This is a genomic window from Streptomyces lacaronensis (assembly GCF_047337785.1).
GTDB lineage: Bacteria > Actinomycetota > Actinomycetes > Streptomycetales > Streptomycetaceae > Streptomyces > Streptomyces lycopersici.
On the sequence record NZ_JBLHDK010000003.1, the window covers coordinates 4,918,217 to 4,942,442 of the forward strand.

Here is a 24,226-nt window from a genome sequence, read left to right on the forward strand (position 1 = left end):
TCCGCGCCCGCCGCGGCCTGGCCGCGCACGGACGGCGGTACGAACGCGTGAAATCCAGAATCGATCCGCTGACCGTCGCGGCGATGGCGGTCAATGTGGTCGCCTTCGCGGCCACCGCCCCTCTCACCGCCGTCGCTTCCGCCTCGCCGCTCGCCATGGCCTTCTGGCGCAACGCCCTGGGCTTCGTCACACTCGGGCCGTTCCTGCTGCTACTGCGCCGCCGCGAGGTGGTGCGTATCACGCGCGGCGAGCGCGGCCTGCTGCGCCGGGCGCAGTGGCGGCCTCTGGCGTTCGGGTTCCTCGCCTCCACGTCGATCGCTGTCCACTTCGCGACCTTCATGATGAGCGCGCAGATGACCTCGATCGCCATGTCCACGGCGCTAGTGAACACCACACCGGTCTGGCAGGCCCTCATCGCCGCGGGTCTGGGCGTTCGGGTCTCCGGCAAATCCTGGGCGGGTCTGACGCTCGCCGTAGTGGGAGTGGTTGCGGCCTCGGGTCTCGACGTACAGTCCGGTGGCACGGAGCTGATGGGCGATCTGCTCGCCGTCGCCGGAGGCATGGCTCAGGCCGGGTACAACGCCTTGAGTGAAAAGGCGCGCACGGATATCAGCACTCCTTTGTATTCGACGGTCGCCTCGCTGGTCTGCGGGGTGGAGCTCCTCGCCGTCTGCTGGCTGGCCGACGCCCCGCTCACGGGTTTGGACACATCTACGAAACTGTCGCTGCTCGGGCTGCTCCTCCTGCCTCAGCTCCTGGGCCTCGGCGCACTGAACTTCACGCTCGGCAGGGCATCGGCGACGACGGTAAGCGCCGTCCTCCTGCTGGAGGCTCCGGTGGCCGCGCTCGGCGCATGGTGGCTGATGGGGCAGAGCATCAAGCTCGCGTCCGTCCCGGGTCTCCTGCTGATCATCGTCGGCGTCGCCATCGTCGTAACAAGCGGCGGCGGCAAGCGGACCGAGCCACGGCAAGGCAAACACCGCAAAGATGTGCCGCCGTACCCGGCCCACACCCCGTACACACCACAACCGCCCTTCACGACCGGCGAATCCACCGCCGGTGAGCGCGAACACGACACGCCGGTTCCAGTTTTCGCGGCTACGCGGCCGACACCGCCACAGCCACAGCCGCTCGGGCACCACGCCAAACGGGACCCGAGAGTGCAATGGGCAGGACTCGGCCAGGACGACAGTCCGACGATCACGCTCACCGCTCACGGAGCCGGAGCGTTCGGAACCATGTTCGCGAGCAGACCTCATGCGGAGGAAGCGAGGGCGGCTTTCGACGACCCCACCGAGACATGACCGGACCGTGGTCGGTGGCCGTGATCACCAAACAGGTGTGGTCCCCACCGAATGTCACGTGGGCTCATGTCCGGCGTCGGAGCCGACTCCGGACATGAGCCCCTCCCCGGAAGGACACCGTGAAGACCGAGATCACCGGTGCTGACTGGCTCGCGCTGCTGCCGGAAGGCTTCGCCGTCGAGTTGCCCGGCAATGAACTCACCCGTGCAGACCGTACAGGGGAGTGTCGTCGACGCCCGGTTGCAGCGCAGCTACCTGGTGCGCCGTGCCGACCCGTGCGCCTACGCCCACCAGGAGCACGCTGTCGCCGTACGCGACGAGTACGACCAACGCGAGCAACATGACCAGCACGGGGGGCGCGGAAGTCGTCGAAGAATCCGTAGGCGCCGACCGGGAGGCCGTCATCGGTTCGTTCGACGGTGCGGTTGCCGTAGAGACTGTTCAGCAGCCAAGGCTGCTTGCGGGGGCTGAAGTCGCGGACCATGGAGGCCCCTTGGGCGACCCCATACGTGGCCACGGCGAGCTGCCCGGTATCCCGGAATCCGGCGTGCGAATCGGGCCGGAACGGTGTCCTTCATATGCTGTTTCCACAAGTGCACCAGAGAGAATTCGGTGACCAGGAACTTCTGTTCCCCTTCATGGGGAGAAAACCGCGTACCCAGCCCGCGGAGAGGTTCCGCCACTCGTTGAAGGACACGCTGCCGGGCTCCGAGTTGAAGTTCGCCCCCCAGTACACCTTCGGGAGTCCGCGGCGTTGATCGCGTGACACGAACTCTTGGCATCGCTTCCCCGTTTCCCTACCCGGCCAGGACTCCATCGGACTCATCGTTTGTTCGGCAGAGGCACGAGGAAGCGATGGTCGCGCACCTGATGCTCAGAACGGAATGTCCTCTCGAGAGAGCAGGCCCGCACGACGCCACTTCTCTATCCGGTCCATGAGTTCCACGTAAACGCTGAACGCGCTTGAGCCCCATACGGCAGAGAGCCGATCAGCGGCTGCTTGGGGGTCTCCCCCCTGCTCACACAGTGCAACCCACATGACTGTATCGTCTGGCCCGCACCACGTCCGCGCCGTGGGCGTCGCAAGCATCATTGCCCCGCTCTCCAGAATTTCCAGCTCAACCTCTGAGCAGGGTCGGAACTTCGACATGAACTTCATTTCTTGGTTCTCTTTCATCGAGTAGCCCTCCAGACGAGGCCGGACAACTCCAACTCGAAACGGCCAGGTTGACGCTGCCCTCGTCGCGCCCGGTGACCTCCACCCCTATGAATGCGGGCTTGGCGCAGCGACCGTGGGTGGCGAAGCCGCGGGGGTGTGTGCGGTCAGTGACGTGGCGGCGATCAAGTCGTCCTTGACCGCCTCGCATTCCGCGTCCCCACGTGAGGGGAGGGTGCGCTCATGAATTCGCCTCTCGCAGAAGCTACAGGTCGGCGGCGGCTTGGCTCGGCATAGTGGGAAGGAGGACGCTCACCAGTTGCGGCATGCGGACGCCCGGTCAGGGCACGGCCGTACATGGTGGCCTCTGCGTACGCCGTAACGCCTCAGCAGGAGAGATTGTCCCCGGGGGCGACGCCGAGGATCTGCGTGAAGCGGTGGTAGGAGTCCACGCGGCTCTGTACCTGGGCGGGGTTCCCGCCGCCGCATTCCAGGCTGCCGTTGATGGAGCGGATCGTCTGGCCGAAGCCGGCCTGGTTGACCATGGCGTCGTGCGGGGTCATGGTGCCGGCACCGGACTGGGTGTTCCAGTACCACAGGCCGGTCTTCCAGGCCACCGCCGCGTCGTTCTGCACCAGCCCGGGGTTGCCGAGCAGGTCGATACCCAACGCGTCGCCCGCCGCCTTGTAGTTGTAGTTCCAGCTCAGCTGGATCGGGCCGCGGCCGTAGTAGGCGTCCTGTCCCGCAGGGCAGCCATAGGGCTGGCCGGGGTCGCAGTATCCGGGGTAATTGGCTTTGTTCTGCTCGACGACGTGCACCATGCCGCCGGTCTCATGGCCGACGTCAGCAAGGAAGGCGGCGGCCTCCTGCTTCCGGACGGTATCGCTGCCGGTGGTAGCGAATCCGGGGTAGGCGTTCAACGCCGAGATCAGCCCATCGTAGGTGTAGAAGGAATTCCGGTTCGGGAACATCTCGTTGAACTGCTTCTCGCTCACGACGAAGCCCGCGTTCGGCTTCCGCGTCCGGGGAACGGAGTCACTCGGCTTCCGCGTCCGGGGAACGACATGGGCGGGTGTGTGCCGTGCCCCCGCGAGGGCAGTCCATTTCTGGTTCGCGGTACCCGCACAGGTCCAGATCTGCAAGCGTGTCCAGTTGGCGCTGTTGTTGTCACGCACGTCCAGGCATTTGTCCGCGGCCGGGTTGACGATGTCGTGGGCCTCGGTGACCACCCACTGCTGGCCGGGGCCGCCGTTGCAGTCCCACAACTGGACCGGCGTCCCGTCGGCGGTACCCCCACCGAGAACGTCCAGACACTTGCCGAGTACCCGCAGGGTCCCGTCACCTGGGTTGGACACCCGCTGGGCGCCGGTGCCGTTACAGTCGAAAAGCTGGACAGCGGTGCCGTTGTCCCTCTTCGCTTCCGCCACGTCGAGGCACTTGCCGGCCAGGCCGGTGACCGGCCCCTGAGACGCGGAGGCGCCGGACGCCGGGAGAAGCTTCTCGGGTGCGCCGCCGAACAACGTGACGGCGACGGCCGCCGCGACGGCGCCCGTCGCGAGAGCGACACGGGCGAACTGTCTGGGGAAGTGCCACCTGAGGCGGGGGGTGGTGGACATCATGGACTCACTCCTCGGTCCTGCCGTGAAGGCTGGGGCGGATCCGCGGGCGAAAGCGCCCCCTTGTTGCCTGACGCAGGTTCTACGGCCGTGAGGCATAAACGGTTCTGTGGCGTCGTCAAGTCGCCGGGCTCGTCCTGTACTCGCGGAACCCCCACCGTCGGGTCGGCGAGACGAACAGATCGTCGAAACCGGCGGCGTAGTCATCCAACAGCCCGGGCTCCGGTGGACACGGACGACGCGCTGTCATCTCGCCCCCTCGAACTCCGCCGCCCACAGCGGCGGGGGTGCCGCTGAGGACACCAGCCGAGGCGGTCGGCTTCGGACGGCCGAGGGGCTTCCGCGACGGTGGGGTGGTGGCCGCCCATTGAACCGCTCTCAGTGTCCATCCGTTCGTTCTCCACAGGTGGCCGCTCCGCGCGATGGAGCGGCTCGGTGGGAGGTGCTGTGAGCCACCTACGCCCCGGGTCTCCTGGGCGCACACCGCTTCCGAGTCGAGGGGAATGACATGGCACTGTTCGAGCATCCGTTCGTTGCGGCTGGTTCAGCCCGTCCGCCTGTAGGTGACACGGGGCGGATGATGCAGATGATGACCGGCTACTGGGTCACCCAGGTGGTGCGGACCGCGGCCGAGTTGCGCATCGCCGACCATCTCCACCCGGATGGGGCCACCGCGGCCGAGGTGGCAGCGGCGGAGTCGCTGGACCCCGACTCGACGTTCCGGTTCCTGCGAGCGTGCGCCTCGCTCGGCCTGGCCACATCGACGGACGGGAAACGGTTCGAGAGCACGTCCCTGCTCGACACCTTGCGTACCGACGAGCCCGGTTCCCTGCGTGATCTGGCGCTGTGGGGCGGTGCCGAATCGCACTGGCTGCCCTGGGGGCGGCTCGCCGACGCGATACGCACCGGCACCACCCCGGCGCGGGCCGCCCTCGGCGCGCCGTTCTTCGACTGGCTCGCCACCCGCCCCGGGGAGGCAGAGGTCTTCACCAACTCCATGACCGCCATGACACACAATCTGGCCCATCAGCTGGCCGATGTGATCGACATCAAGGACGCCGAGGTCGCCGTGGATGTCGGCGGCGCCGGCGGAAACCTCGTCCAGACCCTGATGCGGCGGCATCCGGGACTGACCGGGATGGTGCTCGACCTGCCACACGCGGGCACCGAAGCGGACGCCTCCGCCGAGAGTCTCGGCGTCACGGACCGGTTCGCCTTCGTGGGCGGCGACTTCTTCGATCAGGTGCCGACCGGCGATCTGCACCTGCTGAAATTCGTCCTCCACGACTGGGACGACGATGCCTGCGTACGAATCCTGCGCAACTGCCGGAAGGCGCTCCGGCCCGGCGGACGGGTGCTGGTGATGGAGCTGCTGATCGACGAGGTCGGCAAGCCGGGTCTGGAACCACTGATGGATCTGAACATGATGGCACTGTCGACCGGACGGGAACGCAGCGCCGAGGAGTTCGAGGCCCTGTTCCACCGAGCCGGGCTGGAACTCGTCAAGGTGTCGTCCTCCGCGTCCCTGGTCTCCGTGCTGGAGGCCGCGCCCGTATGACGTAAAGGTTGTCCCTTCCGGTTGGCCAGTGAAGACCATGGCAAAGCAGACACGCAGCCTGCGGACAGCAGGGACATGTACACAGTCCACACCATGTTCCGGCGTGAGTTCGACCGCTGCTGACCCAAGTTGGCAAGCCGGGGGGGCACAGGACGTGGCACCCATCGTTTCGGTGACGGCGTCCCGAGGAGAAGAGGGTGCTCCCCCTCATCGACCGGTATTTGACCGCCGATGAGTGGGCCGAGGTCGGCAACAAGGGGCTGGGCGACGTTCTCCGCGCGAAGATTCCCGTGCTGTTCGGAATGATGCTGCGGGATGCCTCCGACGACCACCGCGCACCGTTCAAGGAAGCCGTCACCCCTCCAGTATTCGCGGTGATGTCCAGGGTCGGCCCGATCGTCTTGAAGTGATACCAGCGCAAAGTCTTTGCCGCTCGGTGACACTTTTCTGGTACATAGTAAGGAGCCATGGGCATGAAAATTGGTATAGGACTGCCCAATCAGGTGCGCGAGATGGACCCGGCGATCATCCCCACATGGGCCACACGGGCCGAGAAGGCAGGATTCTCGTCGCTCGGAACTATCGGCCACATTGCGTACCCGGGCCTCATGGACACCGTCGCACTCGCCGCCGCGGCCGGCGCCACCAGCACGATTGGGCTGATCAGCCATATCATGGCCGCACCGATGTGGCCGGCGGTGCTCCTGGCGAAGGAAGTAGCCGGTATCGACGCGGTATCCGGCAACCGTCTCACTCTTGGCATCAGCGTCGGCAGCCGTTCCGACGACTTTCTCGTGGACGGGCTGGGGCCACGCGGCAGGGGCAAGCGGCTCGACCGCGATCTTAAGGTCTACCGGAGCATCTGGCGCGGAGAGACGGTCGGAGGCGCTTCGAATCCCCTGGTGCCCGCCGGCACACGCAGTGTGCCCCTGATGTTCGGCGGCGGGTCTCCCGCCTCCTTCGAGCGCATGGCACGCTGGGGTGAGGGATACATCGGCCCGTCGGCGCCCGTGGGGATGGCCGCCCAGATGTTTGACGCGGCCGGATCCGCGTGGAAGAAGGCAGGCCGCGAAGGATCCCCGCGGCTTGTCGCCATCGCGTACTACGTTTTCAGCGATGTCGCGCAGGGACGGGCCAACGTACAGCACTACTACAGAGCCTCCGGCCAACAGACCATAGACATCGTCGACAGTGGCATCTGCGCTGGGCCCGACGCGGTGCGCGACGCGGTGAAGGCTTACTCGGAACTCGGAGTTGACGAGATCATCTTCACCCCGGCGCTCGCCGACACCCATGAGGTGGGACGGCTCGCCGAAGTCGTCCTCTGAGCTTCGTGGGTCCCTGGTGGGCGGAGGAGATACGCGTAAAAGCCGCCACTTCATGACAGAGGGCGGTTGGTGTGGCGTCGCTGGAGCGGACGGCGTATCCGAGATTCAAGCGGTCGTTCTGCTCCGCTACCTGTCGGACTCGCAGCTGCGGGAACAAATCACCAGGGCGACGAACAAGGCCGAGGCATACAACGGGTACACGAAGTGGCTGCACTTCGGCGGAGACGGCTACCTGCGCTCCCGCGATCCCGAACTCCAGGAGAAAGCCGTCAAGTTCCTCGACCTGATGGCCAACAGCATCATCTTCTCCACCACCGTCGACATGACCGACGCACTACGCCAGATGGCCGCCCAAGGCTGGGAGGTGAACCCCGACGACATCGCCGCGCTCAGCCCGCACCGCAGGGACAACGTGCTGCGCTTCGGCGACTACATCACCGACCAACTCCACGTACCCCCACCCGCCTACAATCCAGCCCTATTTGCTACCACGTAGAAATCGTGGCTGAAGGACAGGTCCTTCGCCATCGTTCCTGTCCCCCGCCCTGCCAGCTGAAACACGCGGCTGGATATGCTTTGAGCAAGAAGAAGGAATTAAGGATGATAATTTCGGTTCGGCCGCCCGAGGAGACCATTGTGCGATACCGCGCGTCAGGGGTATGGCGCGAGGACACGGTGGTCGAGGACGTTTTCCAATGGGCTGCGCAGACTCCTGATGCGCCTGCGGTTCTGGCATTTCAGGAGCGGGATGGGTTGATCACGCTGACCTACCGGGAGCTGGCCGACTGGGTGGAACGGTTCACTGCTGCGCTGGCCGAACTGGGCATCGGGGCGCGTGACGTGGTGGCCATCCAATTGCCCAACTGGTGGCAGGCGCTGGCGCTGGAGCTGGCCTGCTGGCGCCGAGGCGCGGTGTTGGCCTCGGTGATGACCACGATCCGCAGCCGCGAACTGGAGCGGATCCTGGCAAGTGTGCAGGCCCGCGTGTTCATCACCACGGATGTATGGCAGGGCCACGCCTACGCCGCTGCGGTGGCCGAAATGGCGCCTCGGCTGCCGGCCCTCCAGCACCGGGTGGTGCTCGGCCAAGTGGCGGAAGACGGCGAGATCGATTTCGTTAATTTCTTTCAGGAGCCGTCGCGCTCCGCCCCGGTCACCCGTGCAACGGATCCCAACGCGGTGGCGACGGTGCTGTTCACCTCCGGCACCACCGGCGAGCCCAAAGGGATACTGTCCACGTTGAACAACTGGTTCGCCTCTATTTCTCCCATGCTGCCCAGCGACGGGACGAAGTTGCACCGGTACACACCCCAGTCATTGATGCATGCACTCGGATTGGCGTCCGTCTCACTGTCATTGGTCACCGGTGGCACCACGCTACTGGTCGACCAATGGGAGCCTCGGAGCGTTGCCCGACTACTGGCCGAGACCGGAATCGAGCAAGTGATCCTGGTCCCCCTGTTCCTGAACGAGCTCCTTGCCGCCATACGCAAGGACGACATCCGGCTGCCTCAGCTTCGCGAACTCACCGTAGCGGGCACCGCGATCTCACCCAAGCTAGTGACCGAAACGGCCGAGGTACTGGGTCTCCCCGTGCTGGCGCTGTGGGGAATGACCGAGGGAGGACTCATCCTCACCAGCCACGACGACCCGCCAAACTGGGCCGCACACAGTATCGGCCGCCCCGGCGTCGGCACCCAGGCCGAGCTGCGCCCGTTGAGCAAGGAGGCACAGGTCAACGAGGAGAACCCCGGCCGGCTCATGATCCGCGGCGCCGCAGTCTGCCTGGGCACCATGGGACGCGACAGCGGGACACTGCGGGTGCTGGCCGACCACGACGCGGGCTGGTACGACACCGGAGATCTCGCCGTCCCTGATGGACGAGGCGGATATCAGCTGGTCGGACGGGCCTCCGACCGGATCGGCGGCGCATTCATGATCCCGGTCGCCGACGTGGAGGACGCACTACACGCTCATGCTGACATCACCGACGTCGCTGTCGTCGGACATAAGGACAACCTCGAAGGGTGCGCGGTAATCGTGAGCACCGCACCGGTCACCCTGAACGACGTGCACTCCTACCTCTCCGACCTCGGCATGACCGAGTGGTACTGGCCGACCCGGGTGGAGCAGGTCGAGGCGCTACCGCGTAATCACATGGGCAAAGTGGAAAAGGCCAAACTGCGCGTCTGGCTCGCTGGCCGAGCCCAACCGTCGACCCCTGCCTGACTGACCTGCGGCCTGCCGGCTGGTGTGGGACCAGCACGGCTGGACGCCAAGAGCCGCGCGCCTTCAGACGTCACGCTGCGTATTCACCGTCAATGCGTCGACCCGACGCAACAGGCTTCGGGGCTTTGGAGGAGATACGTGCGGTAGCGCCCGGGGCATGCCCCGGGCGCTACCGCACGTATCTCCTCCAAAGCCCTCCCTTAGGTAGTGCTGCCAGAACGCACCCGGACAGCTCGTCACCCTGGGGTATTGGCCGAAGCGTTGAGCTGATCGCGTACGGGGAAAGGTGAAGCCCCTGGTAGACGGGTTGTCGCCCAAAAGCAACCTGTCGCGCTGAGCTTGGTGTGCTTATCCACCCGCCGCGAGTCCGATGCCCTTCCAGGGAACGACAACAGGCCCGGCCCCACCAACAGTTCAATCAGAAGCCCGGGTTTTCAGAGCCTCCATTGCCGCCCCGTCTCGGGACCTCGAAGCCCATCGCCCGGCGCGCTGGCAGTTCCTTGAGCCGCACCCAGCGTGTGCTCGGCGGCGATTCACAGCGTGCCCGCGTCGGGCCGATCCACCGCGCGGCAGAGCCACGCTTCCACGACGCCCTCATGGGTGCGCGCGGCCCCCGAAGAGGCCGCAGCCAACTCCAGGGTGGGTGGCTCGCGGCTGCGGAGTCTCAGCAGTCCTGCCCGTCGCGCCATCCGTAGGTCTACAAGAATTGACGTGTAATCAATTGGGCTCAGCGGTGAAGCGGCTCCTTGATCGCCGAACGGAGGGGTTCCAACAACTGGTTGGCCTCCTTGATCCCGTTCGGAGAGCCGAGGTTCGGGATGCTGCGGTGCGGAAGTACTTCGAGTGGTCCGTCCGCGCAGCCCGCGAGGCGGTCTCCGAAGAGCACCAGGGCCAACCGTGACAGGTTACGCCTCGAGCCCCAGATCATCCCCATCGCTTCGGGCGCCTGGGCCCGGATCTCCCGCGCCCAGTTGCGCGTGTCCCTGTAGTGCTTCTCTCCTTCGCCCTCCAGCAGGTTGTTGTCTTGGCAAACGGCGGCGAGGGCGGCTCCGGAGCACAGCGAAACCAGTTTCAACTCGCACCGGGTCCGCCTGCCGGACGGCTCGCGCCACGGCTTTGCTCGCTGGGGACAGTCCATCCGTGTGGTCTCCGGTCATGACTTCATGATGACCCCACACCTGCCGGATTAAGACCTTGATCTGCGTTCCTGCCAGAATTCGCCCGCCAACCGCCCGGGGATCGCCCAGTACCGGCCTTCTCGCGATCACTCGCAATGGAGATCGCGAGCCTGCTCTTCACGGAGACCTGATCCCTTTGCTGCGATAGCTGCAGACAGGCGAATCATGGTACGGCGTTGCCAGCGGAACGGGTCCTGGCAACTCGAGGGAGTCGCGCCAGGACCCGTCCCGCCGAGAGAACCGCTCGGGGGTAGCGGTATCACCACTCACAACGGGCTGAGCGGCCAAGTGGTTCACAGCGCTCCCGACACCTCGATGCCGCTCTACGGCGAGATGACACCGACCGTGTTCCGTCTTGGTCAGCGACATCAAGGCACTGGCCAGCATGGTTCTCAACTACAGCATCCGCCGCGACATCAGTCCGTGGTGCCCCCTCGCCACCCGACTCGACAACTGCCGAGCCCCCGGTGACCGAATACCACTGCGACACCAGCGACAGGGGCAATCAGCTCTGGTGGTTCGACAAGCGCCCAGGGGGCACGTACTGGATCCGCAACCAGAAGGGCGACGAAATGAGCCTGGACGTGTCAAGGACGGACAAGAAGGGGCCCGGACGCCAAACTCACGCTCTTCACGTGCTGCGACCACGACGACCACCAGTGGCGCTTCGTGAAGAGGTGAGCCGACGTCGGCCAAGGGATCCGGTCCAAGTGAACCGTTCCCCGTGTCGCTTCGTCGTCGGAGGTGACGCACGCGGAGGAGCCGACACCTGTCCTTCCGCGGCCCGGTATGCCACGCCCGAACGCCGCTGCGGGCCTCAGAACCGCTCAGCGGTTGCAACTGATGTCGCGTCCGAACCACCACCAAAAGGAAGTCGTCATGAACGTCATCCCCCTCCGCCGCACTCGCGGCGTCCGCATCGCCGCCGTCTCGATGCTGGCCGTCGCCGCCCTGTCACTCACCGCGTGCAGCGGGGACGGGGACAGCGGCTCGCAGACCAGCGGCAAGGCCGACTCCACGGCCCCCGCCGCGAGTGGCAGCGAGATCAAGGGACAGGCCGGCAAGTCAGACAAGGACCCGCACTCGATCGACACAGGCCCGACGAAGACGCTCGACGACTGCGACATCAACAAGACGGACTTCGACGTCCAGAAGGTCCAGCGGCCTGTCAACCACATGCTGCTCAAGGCGACCAACACGTCCGCAGTGGAATGCAAGCTCGTGGGCTTCCCGACGCTGAAGCTGGGCAAGAACGCGCAGGCCGCCACCGCGGTGATCGAAGATAGCAGGCCGCAGTCCGTCAAGCTCCTCTCGCCGGGGGAGAGCGCGTACGCCGGGATCACCACCTCCGCGACCGATGGCTCGGGCGATGGGGGCAGGAATGTCGACTACCTCGAGGTGTCCATCGACGGCAACGAGGCCGGCAAGAGCGTCGATCTGCCCGGTGGCTCCGTCTACACCGACAACGGCGCACGGGTCACCTACTGGCTGGACACCCCGTCCCTCGCGCTCAACTGGTAACTCTCCCCTCCCCCGGCCGCTCTGGCGGCGTTGAACCGTTCGCCCGATGCGCCGTCGTGCCCGTGCAGCTCAGGCAGTGTCGTCCCCGCACCCGCGGGGGTAGCTCCGTGTGGCAGCGACTCTTCCTCTCCTCTCTCCGGGTCGTCCGTGCCCCGGGAGGCACCGCGCACGCGGAGGAGAAGGCCCACGATGGGCGCGGCGACGGGTGATCTCGTCGAGGAAGGCTGGTTGCCGGTTGTCGGAGTGGACGGTGCACGCCGTCCGGCACCCGTGGGTGACGCTCCCCACCGGCCACCCCGCCCCACGGACTCCGACGATGCCGGCGGCCCCGGCACCGGCCACGACCCCTTCGCCCTGCTGGGCTGGTGAGGAACATGCCCTATCTGTCGAAGATCGCTCTCAACCCGCGCCGGCTTCACCATCCCCACCGCGGCGGTCGCGCCACCCGCCCCCCGGCCTGAACACCGACGGCGTCTCCCCCTCCGCTCCGCCCGCCGTCACGCTGATCGTCGACGACATCCCGCGCTTCCGCAAACGCGCCGACGGCCCCCGGATCACCATCGCCACCTTCCGGGGACGGCCCCGCGTCACCGACCCCGACGCCCTGCTGACCGGCATCGGCCCCGCCAAGGGCTACGGTCAGGGCCTGCTCACCCTCGCCCCGCTCCCGGCGGAGACGGCGCGTCCTTGAGCGGTGGGCACGCTTACCTTCGGGTAGGTGTGAGCCGACACCGAAGTCGGGCGAATGAACCGATCGCGGGGAAAATCCGTGTCGTCCTTGAGCGTTGGTCCCGTACGACACGGAGGAGGACACCCCTATGCCGCCTCCCCCAGGCTTGAACAGCGGCCCAGTCTCCAAAACCGCGTCGAGAACGGGCTCCTGAGATTCCTGCGCAAGCTGCGTGACAAGAGGCAGACGAAGGAGGAGCAGCGCGAGGCAGAGGGGTTCAGCCGATCCGGCGTCCGGGGACTTGTGTACGACGCAGCCAGTATTGCCCTGAACGCGGCGCTCGATTACGCGCTGAAGAGGTTGGACGAGCGACTGGAGCGCAGGGGACAGGAACCCTGGAAGCCCCCTCAGGGCCGACAGGACGGGCTTGAGGTGCCGCCGCACGCTCAAGAGACGCGGCCACCCCTCAATCGGGCGCCCTACGGGCCGAGCCCGCAGTCGTCGGCGGCGCTCAACTCCGCCCTGTCGGCCACGCGGCAGTCAAGGGCGGGCCAGGCGACCCGCCGTAAGCCCGTGGCGTCCCAACAGCCAGCGGGCCCAGCCAATCAGCCAGCCGGAACTCCCCATCCCGCTGCTGCTCCGAGGACCCCACTCCCCCTTCTAGGGACTGTCTCCGGTTGTGATCAAGCCCCGGGGTGGGGGCCGGTCCGATAAGACTGTGCTGTGACGCGTGCGCAACTCACCGACCTTGAGTGGGAGTTCATCGAGCCGTTCCTGCCGGTCGGCAGGTTCGGCCCGTACCCCGAGCGGCTGCGTGAGCAGTTCGAGGGGGTGATCTGGCGGTTCCGCACCGGCAGCCAGTGGAGAGAGATGCCCGAGCGGTTCGGCGCCTGGCAGACCGTCTACAACCGCTTCATGCGATGGCGGGACGCGGGCGTCTTCCAGACCCTGCTGGACGAAGCGATCGCCGAGGCCGCCCGCAGGGACGAGATCGACATGTCCCTGGTCAGCGTGGACTCCACCACCACGCGGGCCCATCACGACGCCGCCGGCATGCGGGTCAGCGAACAGACTCTGGCCGCACTCGAGGAGGCAGCCTCGCAAAAGGGGGAGCATCGCAGGGACAAGGCGGGCAGGACGGCGAAACCGATCCGGTCCGGGCCGAACGCCGGCGCATCCGCTTACGACAGCGGGCCCGGCTGAAGGCCGCCCTGCTCGGACGGTCGCGCGGCGGGCTGACCAGCAAGATCCACCTGGCTGCCGACCGGCGGTGCCGGCCGATGGCGCTCCTTCTGACCGCCGGACAGGCCGCCGACAGCCCGCAGTTCATCCCGGTTCTGAGCAAGGTACGGGTCCGTCTGCCGGTCGGCCGTCCCCGCACCCGGCCGGCTGCCGTGGCCGGTGATAAGGCCTACTCCTCCCGCGCCAACCGAGCCAATCTGCGCAAACGCCGCATCAAGGCAGTCATCCCGGAGAAGAGGGACCAGGCCGCCAACCGCAGGAAGAAAGGCAGCCGGGGCGGCAGGCCCGTCACCCACAATGCCGATCTCTACCGCGACCGCAACACGGTCGAGCGGGCCATCAACAGGATGAAGGACTGGCGAGGCATCGCGACCCGCTACGACAAGACGCCCGAGAGCTACCTCGCCGGACTCCATCTCCGCGCAGCGACCATCTGGATCAGCAGCATCCTGAAAGCCCAATGATCACAACTGGAGACAGTCCCTAGTGGCTAGCGTCTTGGATGAGACTCCCAGGGCCGCCCCCCGTCCCAAGCGTGTTCCGCCAGCGACTTCGCCCGGCCGGCCAGAGGCCAATACCCATACCGCGCCCCCGTCCAACACCACATTGGCCCAAGCGGCGGCGGCGCACTCCCCGGTCCCATCTGGACCGGGGAGGTCGGCCAGCGCCCCGCCCGGGACGCGGCCACGGCCCGGGGTGCCACAGAAGAATCTGCACACCCCGAGGTGATCTTCGTACGGGGAACGTTGCCACGTCCTGTGGCCCCGGCTTGCCAACTCGGTCCAGCAGTGGTCATCCTCAACCGCAGCCTGACCAAGCCCTACTACAGACTCGTCCCGATTCTCGCGCCGATTGAACCGATCAGTTTCCTACACGTTGTTGTCCGTGGAGGGCCTCACAGAACCCGTGAGGCGCGAGTCCGTTTCGCGAACGCTGTACCGAGCCCGAGTGCTTCGCGAGCACACGGTGGCACTTCCGTACCGCCGTTGGCGACAGAAGGAGGGGCAGGAAAATTACCTGAAGCGGAATTTTACACCCCGGATCAATTGAATGGGATGACTGAACTTGAGGAATTGCGCGAATCAAACTACGGACGAGGCGCGAACAGTTACTTGAGGGTCGCGGATGATGCAACGAAAGAGTTGTCCACCGATGCCGCTTCTGCGGAAGGGTATTTCCGGGGGACTGGACGCAATTTGGACCGGCTCTATGAGGAACCTGTACCGGAAGGGCCGCGTGGGTTTGCACGAAGGGGACGTGGTAATCAGGTTCCGACTCGGCGGGAGGCTTACGAGATAAGGCTCGAAACGGCCGAGAGCGAACATGCCAAGGCCACGGATAAGTGGCTGCGAAGGGGGTTTCGATACGAGCGGACGATGGAAGGGATCCTGGACCGGGCTGGGGTGCCGCGCGGCAATCCCTCGGCGGAGTGGGCCATGGCGACCCAACCAGAGCAGACGTCTGGCCATTCGAATTCTTACTCGCAGTCCAGCGGGCAGCAGGGTTACCACCACTCAAGCAGTCACTGGCAACGGCGGGGCCTCTGAAACTCGTAGGCTCGATCGTGCATGAGGGTCCGTCGGCTTGCTAGCCTCGATCTTGCATGACGGTCCGCCGACGGAGTCGGTGGACCGTTTCGTTTTCGGTGGCTGGTGAAGGGCAGACCAGGGGCCCGGGTGTCGCCTCGGGTGGGCGTCGGGTTCCACTGCACCGGACTGTGCTGGTGTTCTCGTAGGGATGGGAAAGTTGCTGTTGAATCGGGGTTGGGTAGGAGGGCGAGCCGTTCGAGGGCGCCTGTGATCTCGCTGGTCCAGGGCCAGTGACGGGCAAGGCGGAGGATGCGGCGTCGGCCGGTGGTGACGAGCTGGGCGGCTGCGGAGAACAGGCGGAATCGCAGGCGGCGGGGTTCCCAGAGTCGGGCCTTGCTGGTGAGGGCGAGCGTGGGCATCCAGGCCAGCAGGTCGAGGGCGATCTGGACGATCTCGAGCCAGACCTTGTTCTGGGCTGTTGTGTGGAGGGGCAGGTTGCGCAGGCCGGTGGCCCGGGCGGCCCGGATCCGGTCCTCGGCCCGGGCCCGCAGCCGGTGACGGAGCTCGAGTGCGGCGATCGGCTGGTCAGGGGTGTTGGTCGCGAAGCACGTGATCCGCATGCCGTCCGCGTCCGTGATCCTCAACTGGGCGCCAGGATGGGGCCGTTCCTTGCGGACGATCAGTCGCATGCCCTTGGGCCGGCCGTTAAGGATCTTGCCGGTGAGTTCGGCGACCCAGGCCCCGTCACGGGCGCCGCCGTCGGTTTCGACGGCCGGGGCCCAGGCTGAGGCGGGGACCTTCAGCACGTGTTCGTGGATCGCTTCGGTGATCACCATGCCGACCGAGTAGGACAGCCACCGTCCTCGCTGGGCGAGCCAGGAGACGAAGTCGTGGGTGCCGCCCGCGGAGTCCGTGCGGATCAGGGTCTGCCGCCCTCGCCGGTAGTGCTTGGGCAGTTGGGCCAGGGCGAGCTGGGCGGTGATGATGTGGTCGGCTGCCGTGTTCGAGCCCGCGTTCCCCGGTCGGAGGAGGGCCACGACGGGCTCACCGGTTCCGCCCGGCCCGTGGTCGACGAAGGCCGTCAGCGGGTGATGGCCGTAGGTCTTCTTCCAGGTCGCGGCCGCGTCCTCCTTGTCGGAGTGGGCGATCACGAGGACGCCGTCGAGATACGACGCCGGCTACGCGAAACTCGGCTACGAGTTCAACACGGGAGTCATGGAAGCCGCGGCCGAGGGGTGGATCGAGAAGCCCGCTCCGCAGAAGCCGGACGCCGGGTGTGACTCGGCTGAGAGCAAAGCCGGGCCGGGCTGGCGCGCGCTGGGCACCATCGCCCCCGGCATGACCCACCCCTCGGGCCGCACCGACCTCGCCGACTTCGACGGCGACGGCCGCGACGACTACGTACGCGTCGACCAGAAGAACCACACGCTGGCGGATTCCAGCGATCATCGCAACACGTGGTCAGTGTTAGGCGGCCGTGAGGAGTGTATGCAGGCGCTCGGCTGGGGTTTCCCAGCCGGGCTTTTTGCGTGGGCGGCTGTTGAGTTCGGCAGCCACGGCGTTGAGGTGTTCGCGGGTGTGGACCGTTAGGTCGGTGTCCTTGGGTGCCTCTGTGTTTGTCAAGCTCGTTGGGGTGGTGACGTAGGCTCGGTTTCGGCGGGTCCGGGAAGTGACTTGTCCGAAGAGTCGGCCGTCGGGGTTGGGCCGGCCGCGCTGGATGCTGTAGTCGCCCCCCGGTTGTCCTCCTGGGCCCGTCGTCTGGGTGCGGCGGCGTTCGTCGGCGACCATCATGCGCCAGACGTGATCGGCGAGGCGGCGTATCAGGCAGCGTTGCGCTTCGCGGGGTGTCTTGCCTTCGGTGATTTTGGCCTGGTAATAGGTGTGGCCGCGGGTCCCGTGCATGCGGATCTGTGTGATGGCCACGGTGTGGGAGTGCCGCGTTGAGCTGGCGGTCGCCGCGCCTGGACAGACGGTGGCGTGCGCGCTCCGCGCTGGCGATCTCGATGGGTGCGGTGCCGGCGTACTGCGCGAACGCGCTGGCGGTCGGGAAGCGGGTGGGGTTTCCGGTCCGGCCCAGGAGGCGAGCGGCGGTCACGGCTCCGATGCCCGGCGTGTCGATCAGCTGGCTTTCGGATTCGGTGACCAGCGCGGCCATGGCTTTTGCGTTGTCCTTCAGCTTTACGTCCCATGTCCGGATCTCGGCGATCAGGTCAATGGCGGGGACGTGACGGGTGAGTTCGGCGGAGCCGACGGGGACGACCGTCTCCAGCAGATGCTCGGCCTTGGCCGCCGACAGGTCGCGCGGCGCCCCTCCAGGCAGGAGTGCCCGCAGGAGCGCGTGGAACTGGTTCACTGCGCGGACTCTGACCTGCGCGAGCTTGCTGCGCCGTTCGTCCAGCAGCGCCAGTACATCCGTTGAGCTCTCGGGCAGCACGGGTCGTGCGTCGCCTTGGTGAGCGGCGACGCATGCCGCTGCGGCGGCATCGATCCGGTCGTTCTTGCGGCCTGCGCCGCGGGAGAACTGACGGACGCGGGCGGTGGCGCTGGGCGGGACGTCAACGACCTGTTCTCCCCGGGCGAGCAGCCATGACGTCAGGTGGTGTCCCAGGCCCCTGGCGTTCTCGACAGCCCATCGCCGCTGGGGCCACTGGCGGGCCCAGTCCAGCATGCGCTGGTACTCCTGAAGCGTCACGTCGATGCGGATCGATGCGTGATCACGGTTTGTTCCGGGATCGACGGCCGTGGCTGTGTGGGTCGACTTGTGTGGATCGATACCGATCAGCATCATCGGCGGTCCCCTCGCCGTACGCGTGAACGCGGCCAGTCACGTACGAGTGAAAAGGGCCGCTTGTTGATGCGGTGAGTCCTGTTGCTCGGCACCCTGCTGCTGGTTGGTAAAGGGCGGCGGAGGGCAGCTGACGATGGTCTTGGACCCGCAACGCTGGTTGGAGATCCGCCGATTCCGTGCGCTGTTCGAATCCGGTGCGGTGACTCTGACGGAGATCGCCAAGGAGACGGGCCTGAACCGGAAGACGGTCCGCAAGTACCTGTCCGGGCAGGCCCCGGCCGCACCGCCGAGGAGGACGTCGAACGGCCAGCCGCGAAAGAAAGCGGTGGACGAGGTCGCACCACTGATCGATGCGATGCTGAAGGCGGAGATCCTCATCAAGGGTGCTGTGGTGCACGAGCGCTTGGTGAAGGACTACGGCTCCACCATCAACTACCAGCGGGTCAAGCTCTATCTCCACGAGGCCCGCCCCGGATCGCCGAGGACCGACAGGGCGCCACGGCGGTCCCGCACACCGCAACGGGCTCCGTGGGGAAACGGTTCAAAACGGCTCAACTCCGCTCCGCGACCGTACGCCGCCTCCGGCTCGGTGGACGGACGCTGAACCATTTCCCGCCCCCGGCCGTGGCGTGCGGCAGCGCCGTGATCCAGATCATGACAAGGCCACAACGGGAGGTGTGTTGATGGTGAATGGTGCGCGCGGGGTGGCGGCGATGAGTGTCGTTCACTTCGCGGCGGTGGCAGCCAGCGGCCAACGGTACCGGTCTGGCCGACGGCTCGGATTGAGGAACGGCCCAGCCACCGTCGGCGGCACTCAGCGGACGCGGAGTACGCGCAGCGTGGTCACGGCCGGGATCGTGTTCGTCTTCGGGCTGGTCGGAGTCACGGGACGGGCGCGGGAGCAGCGGCGGGGTCCCGTTCCGTGTCCGGTGCCCGTCCGTCCAGTCGGCGGAGTCTCCCCCGGATTTCCTCGACGTCCAGATGGTCGAACTCCTCGAAGACCGCGAGCGCCTGCCGCCAGCTGGCGCGGGCCGCCTCCGGGTCACCCGCGGCAAGGAGGGCGTCGCCGAGGTGGCCGAGGGTCTCGCCCTCGTTCCAGCGGTTGCCGCCGGCCCGGTACGCCGTGAGCGCCCGGCGGTAGTCGTCGATCGCGTCGTCGTAGCGGTGGAGCCGGTGGTGGATGGTGCCGAGGGTGTCGAGTGTGACGCCTTCGCCCCAGCGGTTGCCGCTGGCGCGCAGGACGGTCAACGCCTGCTCCACGTGGTCGATGGCCTCGTCGAAGCGGCCGAGCCGCTCGTAGGCCTCGCCCAGCATGGCCAGGGCGAGGCCCTCCCACAAGGCGTTGTGGAGAGCCCGGGCGAGGGCCAGCGCGCGGCGGAAGTATTCGGCGGCCTTGCCGGGGCGGCCGAGCTGAAGGTAGGCATTGCCCAGGGCGCTTAGGGCAACGGACCCGCCGTACGTCTCCCCGAGCTCCCGGCAAAGGGCCGTTGCCGTTCGGAGATGGTCGATGGCCTCGTCGAAGCGGCGCACCATCGTCAGGGCGATCCCCACGTCGGTGTGGCTCGATGCCTCGCCCGCGGGATCGTAGGCGGCGCGGACGGCGTCCAGTGCGGTCCCGGCAGTGTCGAGCCAGTCGTGCAGATGGCCGCGGAGCCAGAAGAACTCCGACATGGTGACGGCCAGCCGCCAGGCGAGGTCCGGGCGGGATGCGGCGGCCTGGTGCACCGCGGCGACCAGGTTGGGGCGTTCTACGTCACACCACGTGAGGGCCGTGTCGTGTTCGGTGAACGCCTGGGGGTGGCAGCCGGAGGGTGGTGTTCCGAGGGGGATCCGGCGGCAGCGATGAGGGATGAGGTGGGCGTAGGCGCCGTCGGTGGTATGCAGGTACCAGCACAGCAGCCGCTCCACGGCCTGATCCCGCTCCTGCGGTGTCTCTTCCGCGACCACGCGTTCCGCGGCGTATACATGCAGCAGGTCATGCAGGGTGTAGCGGCCCGGTGCGTGCTCGGTGAGCAGGTGGGCGCGGGTGAGTTCCCGGAGCAGGTCGCGGGTCTCGCCCAGGGGCAGTCCGGTGAGGGCGGCCGCGGCGGGTTGGGAGATGTCCGGGCCCGAGTGGAGGCCCAGCAGACGGAACAGCCGGGCGGCTGGGGCGGACAGGGCCTCGTACGAGGAGGAGAAGACGGCTCGTACGTCCGCGGCGAGCTCGCCCCCGTCGAACGCGTCGAGATTGTCCCGGCTGTCGCGCAGTTCCTCGGCGATGGCTTCGAGCGGGAAACCGGAGCGGGTGGCGGCACGGGCGGCGACGATGGCGAGGGCCAGCGGCAGCCGGGCGCAGCGCGCGATGATCTCGTCCATCGCCTCAGGTTCCGCCGCCGGCCGTGCGGCACCGATGCGGCGCACCAGGAAGTCATGAGCCTCGGCCGACGTCAGCGGGTTCAGCATCAGCGGACGCGCCCCCTCGTTGACGATGAGGCCGGTGAGCTGGTTGCGGCTGGTGACGATGACCAGGCATCCGGGGGAGCCCGGCAGCAGGGGACGGACCTGCTCGATATCGCGGGCATTGTCCAGGAGGATCAGCACCCGCCGGTCGGCGAGCAGGCTGCGGTACAGCGCCGCCTGGGCCTCGGGGGATGCGGGTATGCGCTGCGAGGGAACGCCCAGCGCGTTGAGGAAGACGCGGATGGCCTCCCCGTGTGCCATGGCCGGACCGGTCGGGTCGAAACCGCGCAGGTTGAGGTAGAGCTGCCCGTCGGGGTAGCGGTGGGCGGTCCGGTGAGCCCAGTGCACGGCCAAGGTGGTCTTGCCGATGCCCGCCATCCCGCCGATCGTGCTGATCAGTACCGTGGCCGGAGGCGTTCCGTTTTCGGACAACAGGGCCTCGGCCTGCCGCAGTTCGGCGTGACGGCCTGTGAAGGTGGGCAGATCGGCGGGTAGCTGTGCCGGGGAGGTCCCGTGCCCGGCGGCCGGTGGCGCCCACGACTCGGTACCCCTCTCCGGCGGGGAGGAATCCAGTGACGCGTCGGCCTCCAGGATGCGATTGTGCAGCTCCTGTAGCGGCGCGCCGGGTTCGATGCCCAGTTCGGCCACCAGGGTGCGTCGCGTCCTGCGGTAGGCCGCCAGCGCCTCGGCCTGCCGCCCGGACCGGTACAGCGCCAGCATGAGAAGTCGGCACAGCCGCTCCCGCAGCGGATGCTCACCGGTCAGCGCGGTCAGCTCGGCGATCACCTCACTGTGGTGCCCGAGCTGGACCTCGGTGTCCAGGCGGGTTTCCAGCGTGGTCAGCCGCTCCTCGGACAGCCGGGAACGCTCGGCCTCGGCCAGCGGGCCGGGGAGGCCCGCCAGCGGCGTCCCCTCCCACCCGTCGAGCGCGGCGCGCAGCAGCTCCGCGGCGGCCGGCACCTCACCCGCGGCGCGCAGCCGCTTCGCCTCGCCGACCCGCTGCTCGAACACGCCCAGGTCCACGGAGCATTCCGGGACACGGACCAGATATCCGTCCGCCGCCGAGACGACCACCCGCGGGGGCTCACCGGCGTCACGCCCCGGTTCCAGCACCTTGCGCAGCCGCGACGCATAGGTGCGCAGCACGGACACGGCCGCGGGCGGGGGCTCGTCGCCCCACACCGCGTCGACGAGCTCGGCGACCGTGACAGGACGCCCACGTCGCAGGAGCAGCGCTGCCAGCACCACTCGTTGCTGCGGCGAGCCCAGGTCCAGTTCACGTTCACCGAGCCATGCCCTGACCGGCCCCAGCACCGCGAAGCGCAGGGATTTCTCGCAGGCCGCATTCATAGACCCGCCGGCGCTTTCTCTCGCGCGGTCAGTGTGCCGCTAGCCGTGAGCGGCCTGCTTGTCATGAGCACATCGCCCGCAGCCGCGGCGCGGTCCCGCGGCTCGTGGTACTGCCGCACCGGCCGCAAGCCCCTGCCGGCGAGCGCGACGGTCCATCGGACGCTCCACGCCATGATCAACGCTCCTTGTGGTCCTGATCCGCCAACGCGGACGCGCCGACGGCCAACCAGCCACATCTGTGCCCCTGCGGCACAGCAGACGCCGACACGTCGCCGCGTCGCCACCCCGGGGTGGCGACGCGGCGACGTATGAAGGTCTCCGGCCATGGGCTCGCCGTGGCCCTGGGATGGGTCACGGCGCCGCCCGGATTGTCCTTCTTCGAGTGCGGCAGTACGGAGTCGTCGTCGCCGAGCTTCACGGCCGGGTACGAGGTGACCCAGCATGGCTCGGCGCCCGCATTCGACGCGGTGATCAGCAGGTGATCGCCCTGCTGCCCGGCGAACCGGTGCACCGCGGTCACCCGAATCCCGTCGCCGCGGCACTGCTGGACGTCGGCCGTCGCGTCCTTCCTCGCGACCTCGTCCGACCCGCCCGAGCCGGTCGCCGAGCGCGCGCCCTCCTTGGTGTCACCGCCGCTGTTGGCCTGCTCCGAGCCGCCCTTGTCGTCCCCGTCGGACGCCGACCGGCTCTGCGCGGCACCAGCGGCGACATCGCCGCCCGCCGCCTTCGAGTCGCCGTCGGCATCGCCGCAGGCGATCAGGCCCAGCGCCGGCGCGGCGGTGACGGCGGCCAGGGTGACGGTACGAATCCGGGAGGTACGCATGCTCGGGTTCTCGTTTGCCTTTCGTGCGGGAGGTTCCTTTGACCGCTCTCGCGGTGTGGACATCAATGTTCCCGAGGCCACTGACGTTCTGGAAACGTCTCACTCGCGTCCCGCAAACACACCGCGCGCGAACGAGTGAGGCCGAGGCGCAGGTGGCCTGGAGTTCCGCACCGTGGACCTGGGCCCGCGCGCCGCACCGGACAGTCTCATCTGCCTTATGGCCACCTCCCGGTGGGTGATGTCCTGGCCGCGACCGGCCCACGCCCTCACCCACGCGGACCATCCCCCAGAGCCGTGCCAGAGGCCCGCGGTCCGGGCCCGACGACCTACGATGCGTCCGACGGAACAGCCGAGTGGCGTCGGACGGTCCGAGGACCTGGGTGGTGATCGCGACCGGTGACTGGGCGATCGAGCACGTCTCCGTCGGCGGACGCTCCCGCTTCGCGGGTGGCGGCACCGCGGTCAGCCCAAGGCGGAGTGTGTCCTGGGCCCGAGCTGAGGACGAAGGGGAACACCCGTCTACGGGCCCGGTTCGCCGAGGTGAACTGCCGATCCTGCCCGGACCGTGCCGCGCGAAGGCCCTCGTAGCGGAGCTACCTGGGCTTTCGCGCGGTGCGGCGACGCGGCGCGCCGGGCGTCGCGACGCCGCGGAGATCCGTCGGTGGTGTGCCCGTCGCGGAAGGTGCGGGTCACCGCCGTCCAGTCGCCCGGACGGTCGGGTCCGTGCCAGGCCAGTTCCCGGGCAGCGTCGATGGGGGTGTGGGCATCGGGGCCGTACGCCCAGGTGCCGCGGCGCCGTTTGAGGGCCATCACGAACAGCAGTCCGGCGCCGTCCAGTTCACTTCGGAAATCGTCCTGGTCGCCGTAGGCACAGTCAGCCGCTACCGCGCGGAAGTCCACTCCGGCCTGGGTGGCCCGGCGGGCGAGTCCGGCAGCGATCTGCAGTTTCGTGGCGAAGCCCGGATCGCTGCGGCCCTTGGGGAAGTGGCGGGCGGGGGTGTAGGGCACGGCGTGCAGCGGATAGTACAGCCGCTCATCCGCCCACAATGTCGTGACCGTGACGACCCCGCTTCGGTCTTGCCGTATCGGCCCAGCCACTGCCGGCCCACGTTCGCCGTCGCGGTCCCGTCCTTCCGGTCACCGGAGTCGTCGATGACCAGCACCCCACCGGCATGCGGAGCGGTGCGTGGATCATCCAGTAACCGCTCAAGACGACGGGCGTTGATCCGCTCCGCTCCCAGGGGGATTCGGAGAGGAAGAACTGGAGCCGCTGCACTGCGGGGTGCTGGGCTCCCGCTACCGGCTCGGCCCCGGCCAGGCATGTCAGCGTTTTGTTCCGCTCCCGCGGCGCCAGCAGCCCCGTGAGGTACTGACGAAAACCCCGACGCTGAGCCAGGGAGTCAATCAGATCATCGAAGCCGACAGCGTACTGCTCCAGTAGTCCCGGAGCCGGCGGACACGGACGACGAGCGGTCATCACACACCCTGCTCATCC

At 67.6% G+C, this 24,226-nt stretch carries 14 protein-coding genes and 5 pseudogenes; 10 read left to right on the plus strand and 9 right to left on the minus strand.

Translation table 11 applies throughout. The features are described 5' to 3' along the window. Positions 1–47: 47 nt before the first annotated feature. Positions 48–1,304, plus strand: coding sequence for a DMT family transporter (locus ACMTAK_RS20870; RefSeq protein ID WP_413807627.1), 1,257 nt, complete (start codon positions 48–50; stop codon positions 1,302–1,304). Between the two features lie 198 nt (positions 1,305–1,502). Here ACMTAK_RS20870 and ACMTAK_RS20875 read toward each other — a convergent pair whose 3' ends face one another. Together ACMTAK_RS20875 and ACMTAK_RS20880 are read right to left on the minus strand one after the other, a co-directional pair. After that, entirely contained in the window at positions 1,503–1,646 is a 144-nt protein-coding gene (locus ACMTAK_RS20875; RefSeq protein WP_413807628.1) for a hypothetical protein, read from the minus strand. Between the two features lie 1,200 nt (positions 1,647–2,846). After that, positions 2,847–4,079: a glycoside hydrolase family 19 protein gene (locus ACMTAK_RS20880; protein ID WP_413807629.1), complete on the minus strand. Its 1,233-nt coding sequence runs from the start codon at positions 4,077–4,079 to the stop codon at positions 2,847–2,849. A 574-nt stretch (positions 4,080–4,653) separates the two neighbouring features. Here ACMTAK_RS20880 and ACMTAK_RS20885 point away from each other — a divergent pair. The 5 genes from ACMTAK_RS20885 to ACMTAK_RS20905 all read left to right on the plus strand — a co-directional run bounded on the left by ACMTAK_RS20885 (position 4,654) and on the right by ACMTAK_RS20905 (position 9,191). Further along, positions 4,654–5,634, plus strand: coding sequence for a methyltransferase (locus tag ACMTAK_RS20885; protein WP_413807630.1), 981 nt, complete (start codon positions 4,654–4,656; stop codon positions 5,632–5,634). A 197-nt stretch (positions 5,635–5,831) separates the two neighbouring features. Further along, complete coding sequence (locus tag ACMTAK_RS20890) at positions 5,832–6,044, plus strand: hypothetical protein (protein WP_413807631.1); 213 nt, start codon at positions 5,832–5,834, stop codon at positions 6,042–6,044. A gap of 63 nt (positions 6,045–6,107) precedes the next feature. After that, positions 6,108–6,962 carry an LLM class flavin-dependent oxidoreductase gene (locus tag ACMTAK_RS20895; protein ID WP_413807632.1) on the plus strand — a complete coding sequence of 285 codons (855 nt, stop codon included), beginning with the start codon at positions 6,108–6,110 and terminating at the stop codon, positions 6,960–6,962. A gap of 52 nt (positions 6,963–7,014) precedes the next feature. Continuing rightward, positions 7,015–7,458, plus strand: coding sequence for a Tn3 family transposase (locus ACMTAK_RS20900; RefSeq protein ID WP_413807633.1), 444 nt, complete (start codon positions 7,015–7,017; stop codon positions 7,456–7,458). Positions 7,459–7,538: 80 nt separating this feature from the next. Continuing rightward, a complete protein-coding gene (locus ACMTAK_RS20905) occupies positions 7,539–9,191 on the plus strand; it encodes an AMP-binding protein (RefSeq protein ID WP_413807634.1) in 1,653 nt (550 codons plus the stop codon). A gap of 727 nt (positions 9,192–9,918) precedes the next feature. Here ACMTAK_RS20905 and ACMTAK_RS20910 read toward each other — a convergent pair. After that, the gene (locus ACMTAK_RS20910) at positions 9,919–10,266 is read right to left on the minus strand and encodes a hypothetical protein (RefSeq protein ID WP_413807635.1); all 348 of its coding nucleotides are present in this window, start codon (positions 10,264–10,266) and stop codon (positions 9,919–9,921) included. 982 nt (positions 10,267–11,248) lie between these two features. On the opposite strand from ACMTAK_RS20910, the gene ACMTAK_RS20915 reads away from it, so the two are divergent. The 3 genes and pseudogenes from ACMTAK_RS20915 (at position 11,249) to ACMTAK_RS20925 (ending at position 14,266) form a co-directional block, all read left to right on the plus strand. Further along, positions 11,249–11,890, plus strand: a complete 642-nt coding sequence (locus ACMTAK_RS20915; RefSeq protein ID WP_413807636.1) for a DUF4232 domain-containing protein — start codon at positions 11,249–11,251, stop codon at positions 11,888–11,890. 316 nt (positions 11,891–12,206) lie between these two features. Beyond that, entirely contained in the window at positions 12,207–12,581 is a 375-nt protein-coding gene (locus ACMTAK_RS20920) for a type I-E CRISPR-associated protein Cas6/Cse3/CasE (protein WP_413807637.1), read from the plus strand. Positions 12,582–13,283: 702 nt separating this feature from the next. Further along, a pseudogene (locus tag ACMTAK_RS20925) lies at positions 13,284–14,266 on the plus strand (IS5 family transposase). 1,295 nt (positions 14,267–15,561) lie between these two features. Here ACMTAK_RS20925 and ACMTAK_RS20930 read toward each other — a convergent pair. From ACMTAK_RS20930 to ACMTAK_RS20940, 3 pseudogenes are all read right to left on the minus strand, one after another. Continuing rightward, positions 15,562–16,497 (minus strand): annotated as a pseudogene (locus ACMTAK_RS20930) (IS1380 family transposase); the annotation flags it as partial. 301 nt (positions 16,498–16,798) lie between these two features. Next, a pseudogene (locus ACMTAK_RS20935) lies at positions 16,799–16,933 on the minus strand (IS30 family transposase); the annotation flags it as partial. A 388-nt stretch (positions 16,934–17,321) separates the two neighbouring features. Continuing rightward, a pseudogene (locus ACMTAK_RS20940) lies at positions 17,322–18,119 on the minus strand (IS110 family transposase); the annotation flags it as partial. A 133-nt stretch (positions 18,120–18,252) separates the two neighbouring features. Here ACMTAK_RS20940 and ACMTAK_RS20945 point away from each other — a divergent pair. Beyond that, positions 18,253–18,723, plus strand: coding sequence for a hypothetical protein (locus tag ACMTAK_RS20945; RefSeq protein WP_461773815.1), 471 nt, complete (start codon positions 18,253–18,255; stop codon positions 18,721–18,723). Between the two features lie 278 nt (positions 18,724–19,001). Here ACMTAK_RS20945 and ACMTAK_RS20950 read toward each other — a convergent pair whose 3' ends face one another. The 3 genes and pseudogenes from ACMTAK_RS20950 to ACMTAK_RS20960 all read right to left on the minus strand — a co-directional run. Then, positions 19,002–21,908 carry an AfsR/SARP family transcriptional regulator gene (locus ACMTAK_RS20950; protein WP_413807638.1) on the minus strand — a complete coding sequence of 969 codons (2,907 nt, stop codon included), beginning with the start codon at positions 21,906–21,908 and terminating at the stop codon, positions 19,002–19,004. 175 nt (positions 21,909–22,083) lie between these two features. Then, a complete protein-coding gene (locus tag ACMTAK_RS20955; protein WP_413807639.1) occupies positions 22,084–22,731 on the minus strand; it encodes a DUF4232 domain-containing protein in 648 nt (215 codons plus the stop codon). Positions 22,732–23,394: 663 nt separating this feature from the next. Beyond that, positions 23,395–24,208, minus strand: a pseudogene (locus tag ACMTAK_RS20960) (IS701 family transposase); the annotation flags it as partial. Positions 24,209–24,226: the final 18 nt, after the last annotated feature.

Coding starts and splice junctions, on each gene's coding strand:
- ACMTAK_RS20875 (WP_413807628.1), bottom strand. CDS start 1,646: ATGTTGCTCGCGTTGGTCGTACTCGTCGCGTACGGCGACAGCGTGCTC.
- ACMTAK_RS20880 (WP_413807629.1), bottom strand. CDS start 4,079: ATGATGTCCACCACCCCCCGCCTCAGGTGGCACTTCCCCAGACAGTTC.
- ACMTAK_RS20885 (WP_413807630.1), top strand. CDS start 4,654: ATGATGCAGATGATGACCGGCTACTGGGTCACCCAGGTGGTGCGGACC.
- ACMTAK_RS20895 (WP_413807632.1), top strand. CDS start 6,108: ATGAAAATTGGTATAGGACTGCCCAATCAGGTGCGCGAGATGGACCCG.
- ACMTAK_RS20900 (WP_413807633.1), top strand. CDS start 7,015: ATGACAGAGGGCGGTTGGTGTGGCGTCGCTGGAGCGGACGGCGTATCC.
- ACMTAK_RS20915 (WP_413807636.1), top strand. CDS start 11,249: ATGAACGTCATCCCCCTCCGCCGCACTCGCGGCGTCCGCATCGCCGCC.
- ACMTAK_RS20920 (WP_413807637.1), top strand. CDS start 12,207: ATGCCGGCGGCCCCGGCACCGGCCACGACCCCTTCGCCCTGCTGGGCT.
- ACMTAK_RS20945 (WP_461773815.1), top strand. CDS start 18,253: ATGGTCTTGGACCCGCAACGCTGGTTGGAGATCCGCCGATTCCGTGCG.
- ACMTAK_RS20950 (WP_413807638.1), bottom strand. CDS start 21,908: ATGAATGCGGCCTGCGAGAAATCCCTGCGCTTCGCGGTGCTGGGGCCG.
- ACMTAK_RS20955 (WP_413807639.1), bottom strand. CDS start 22,731: ATGCGTACCTCCCGGATTCGTACCGTCACCCTGGCCGCCGTCACCGCC.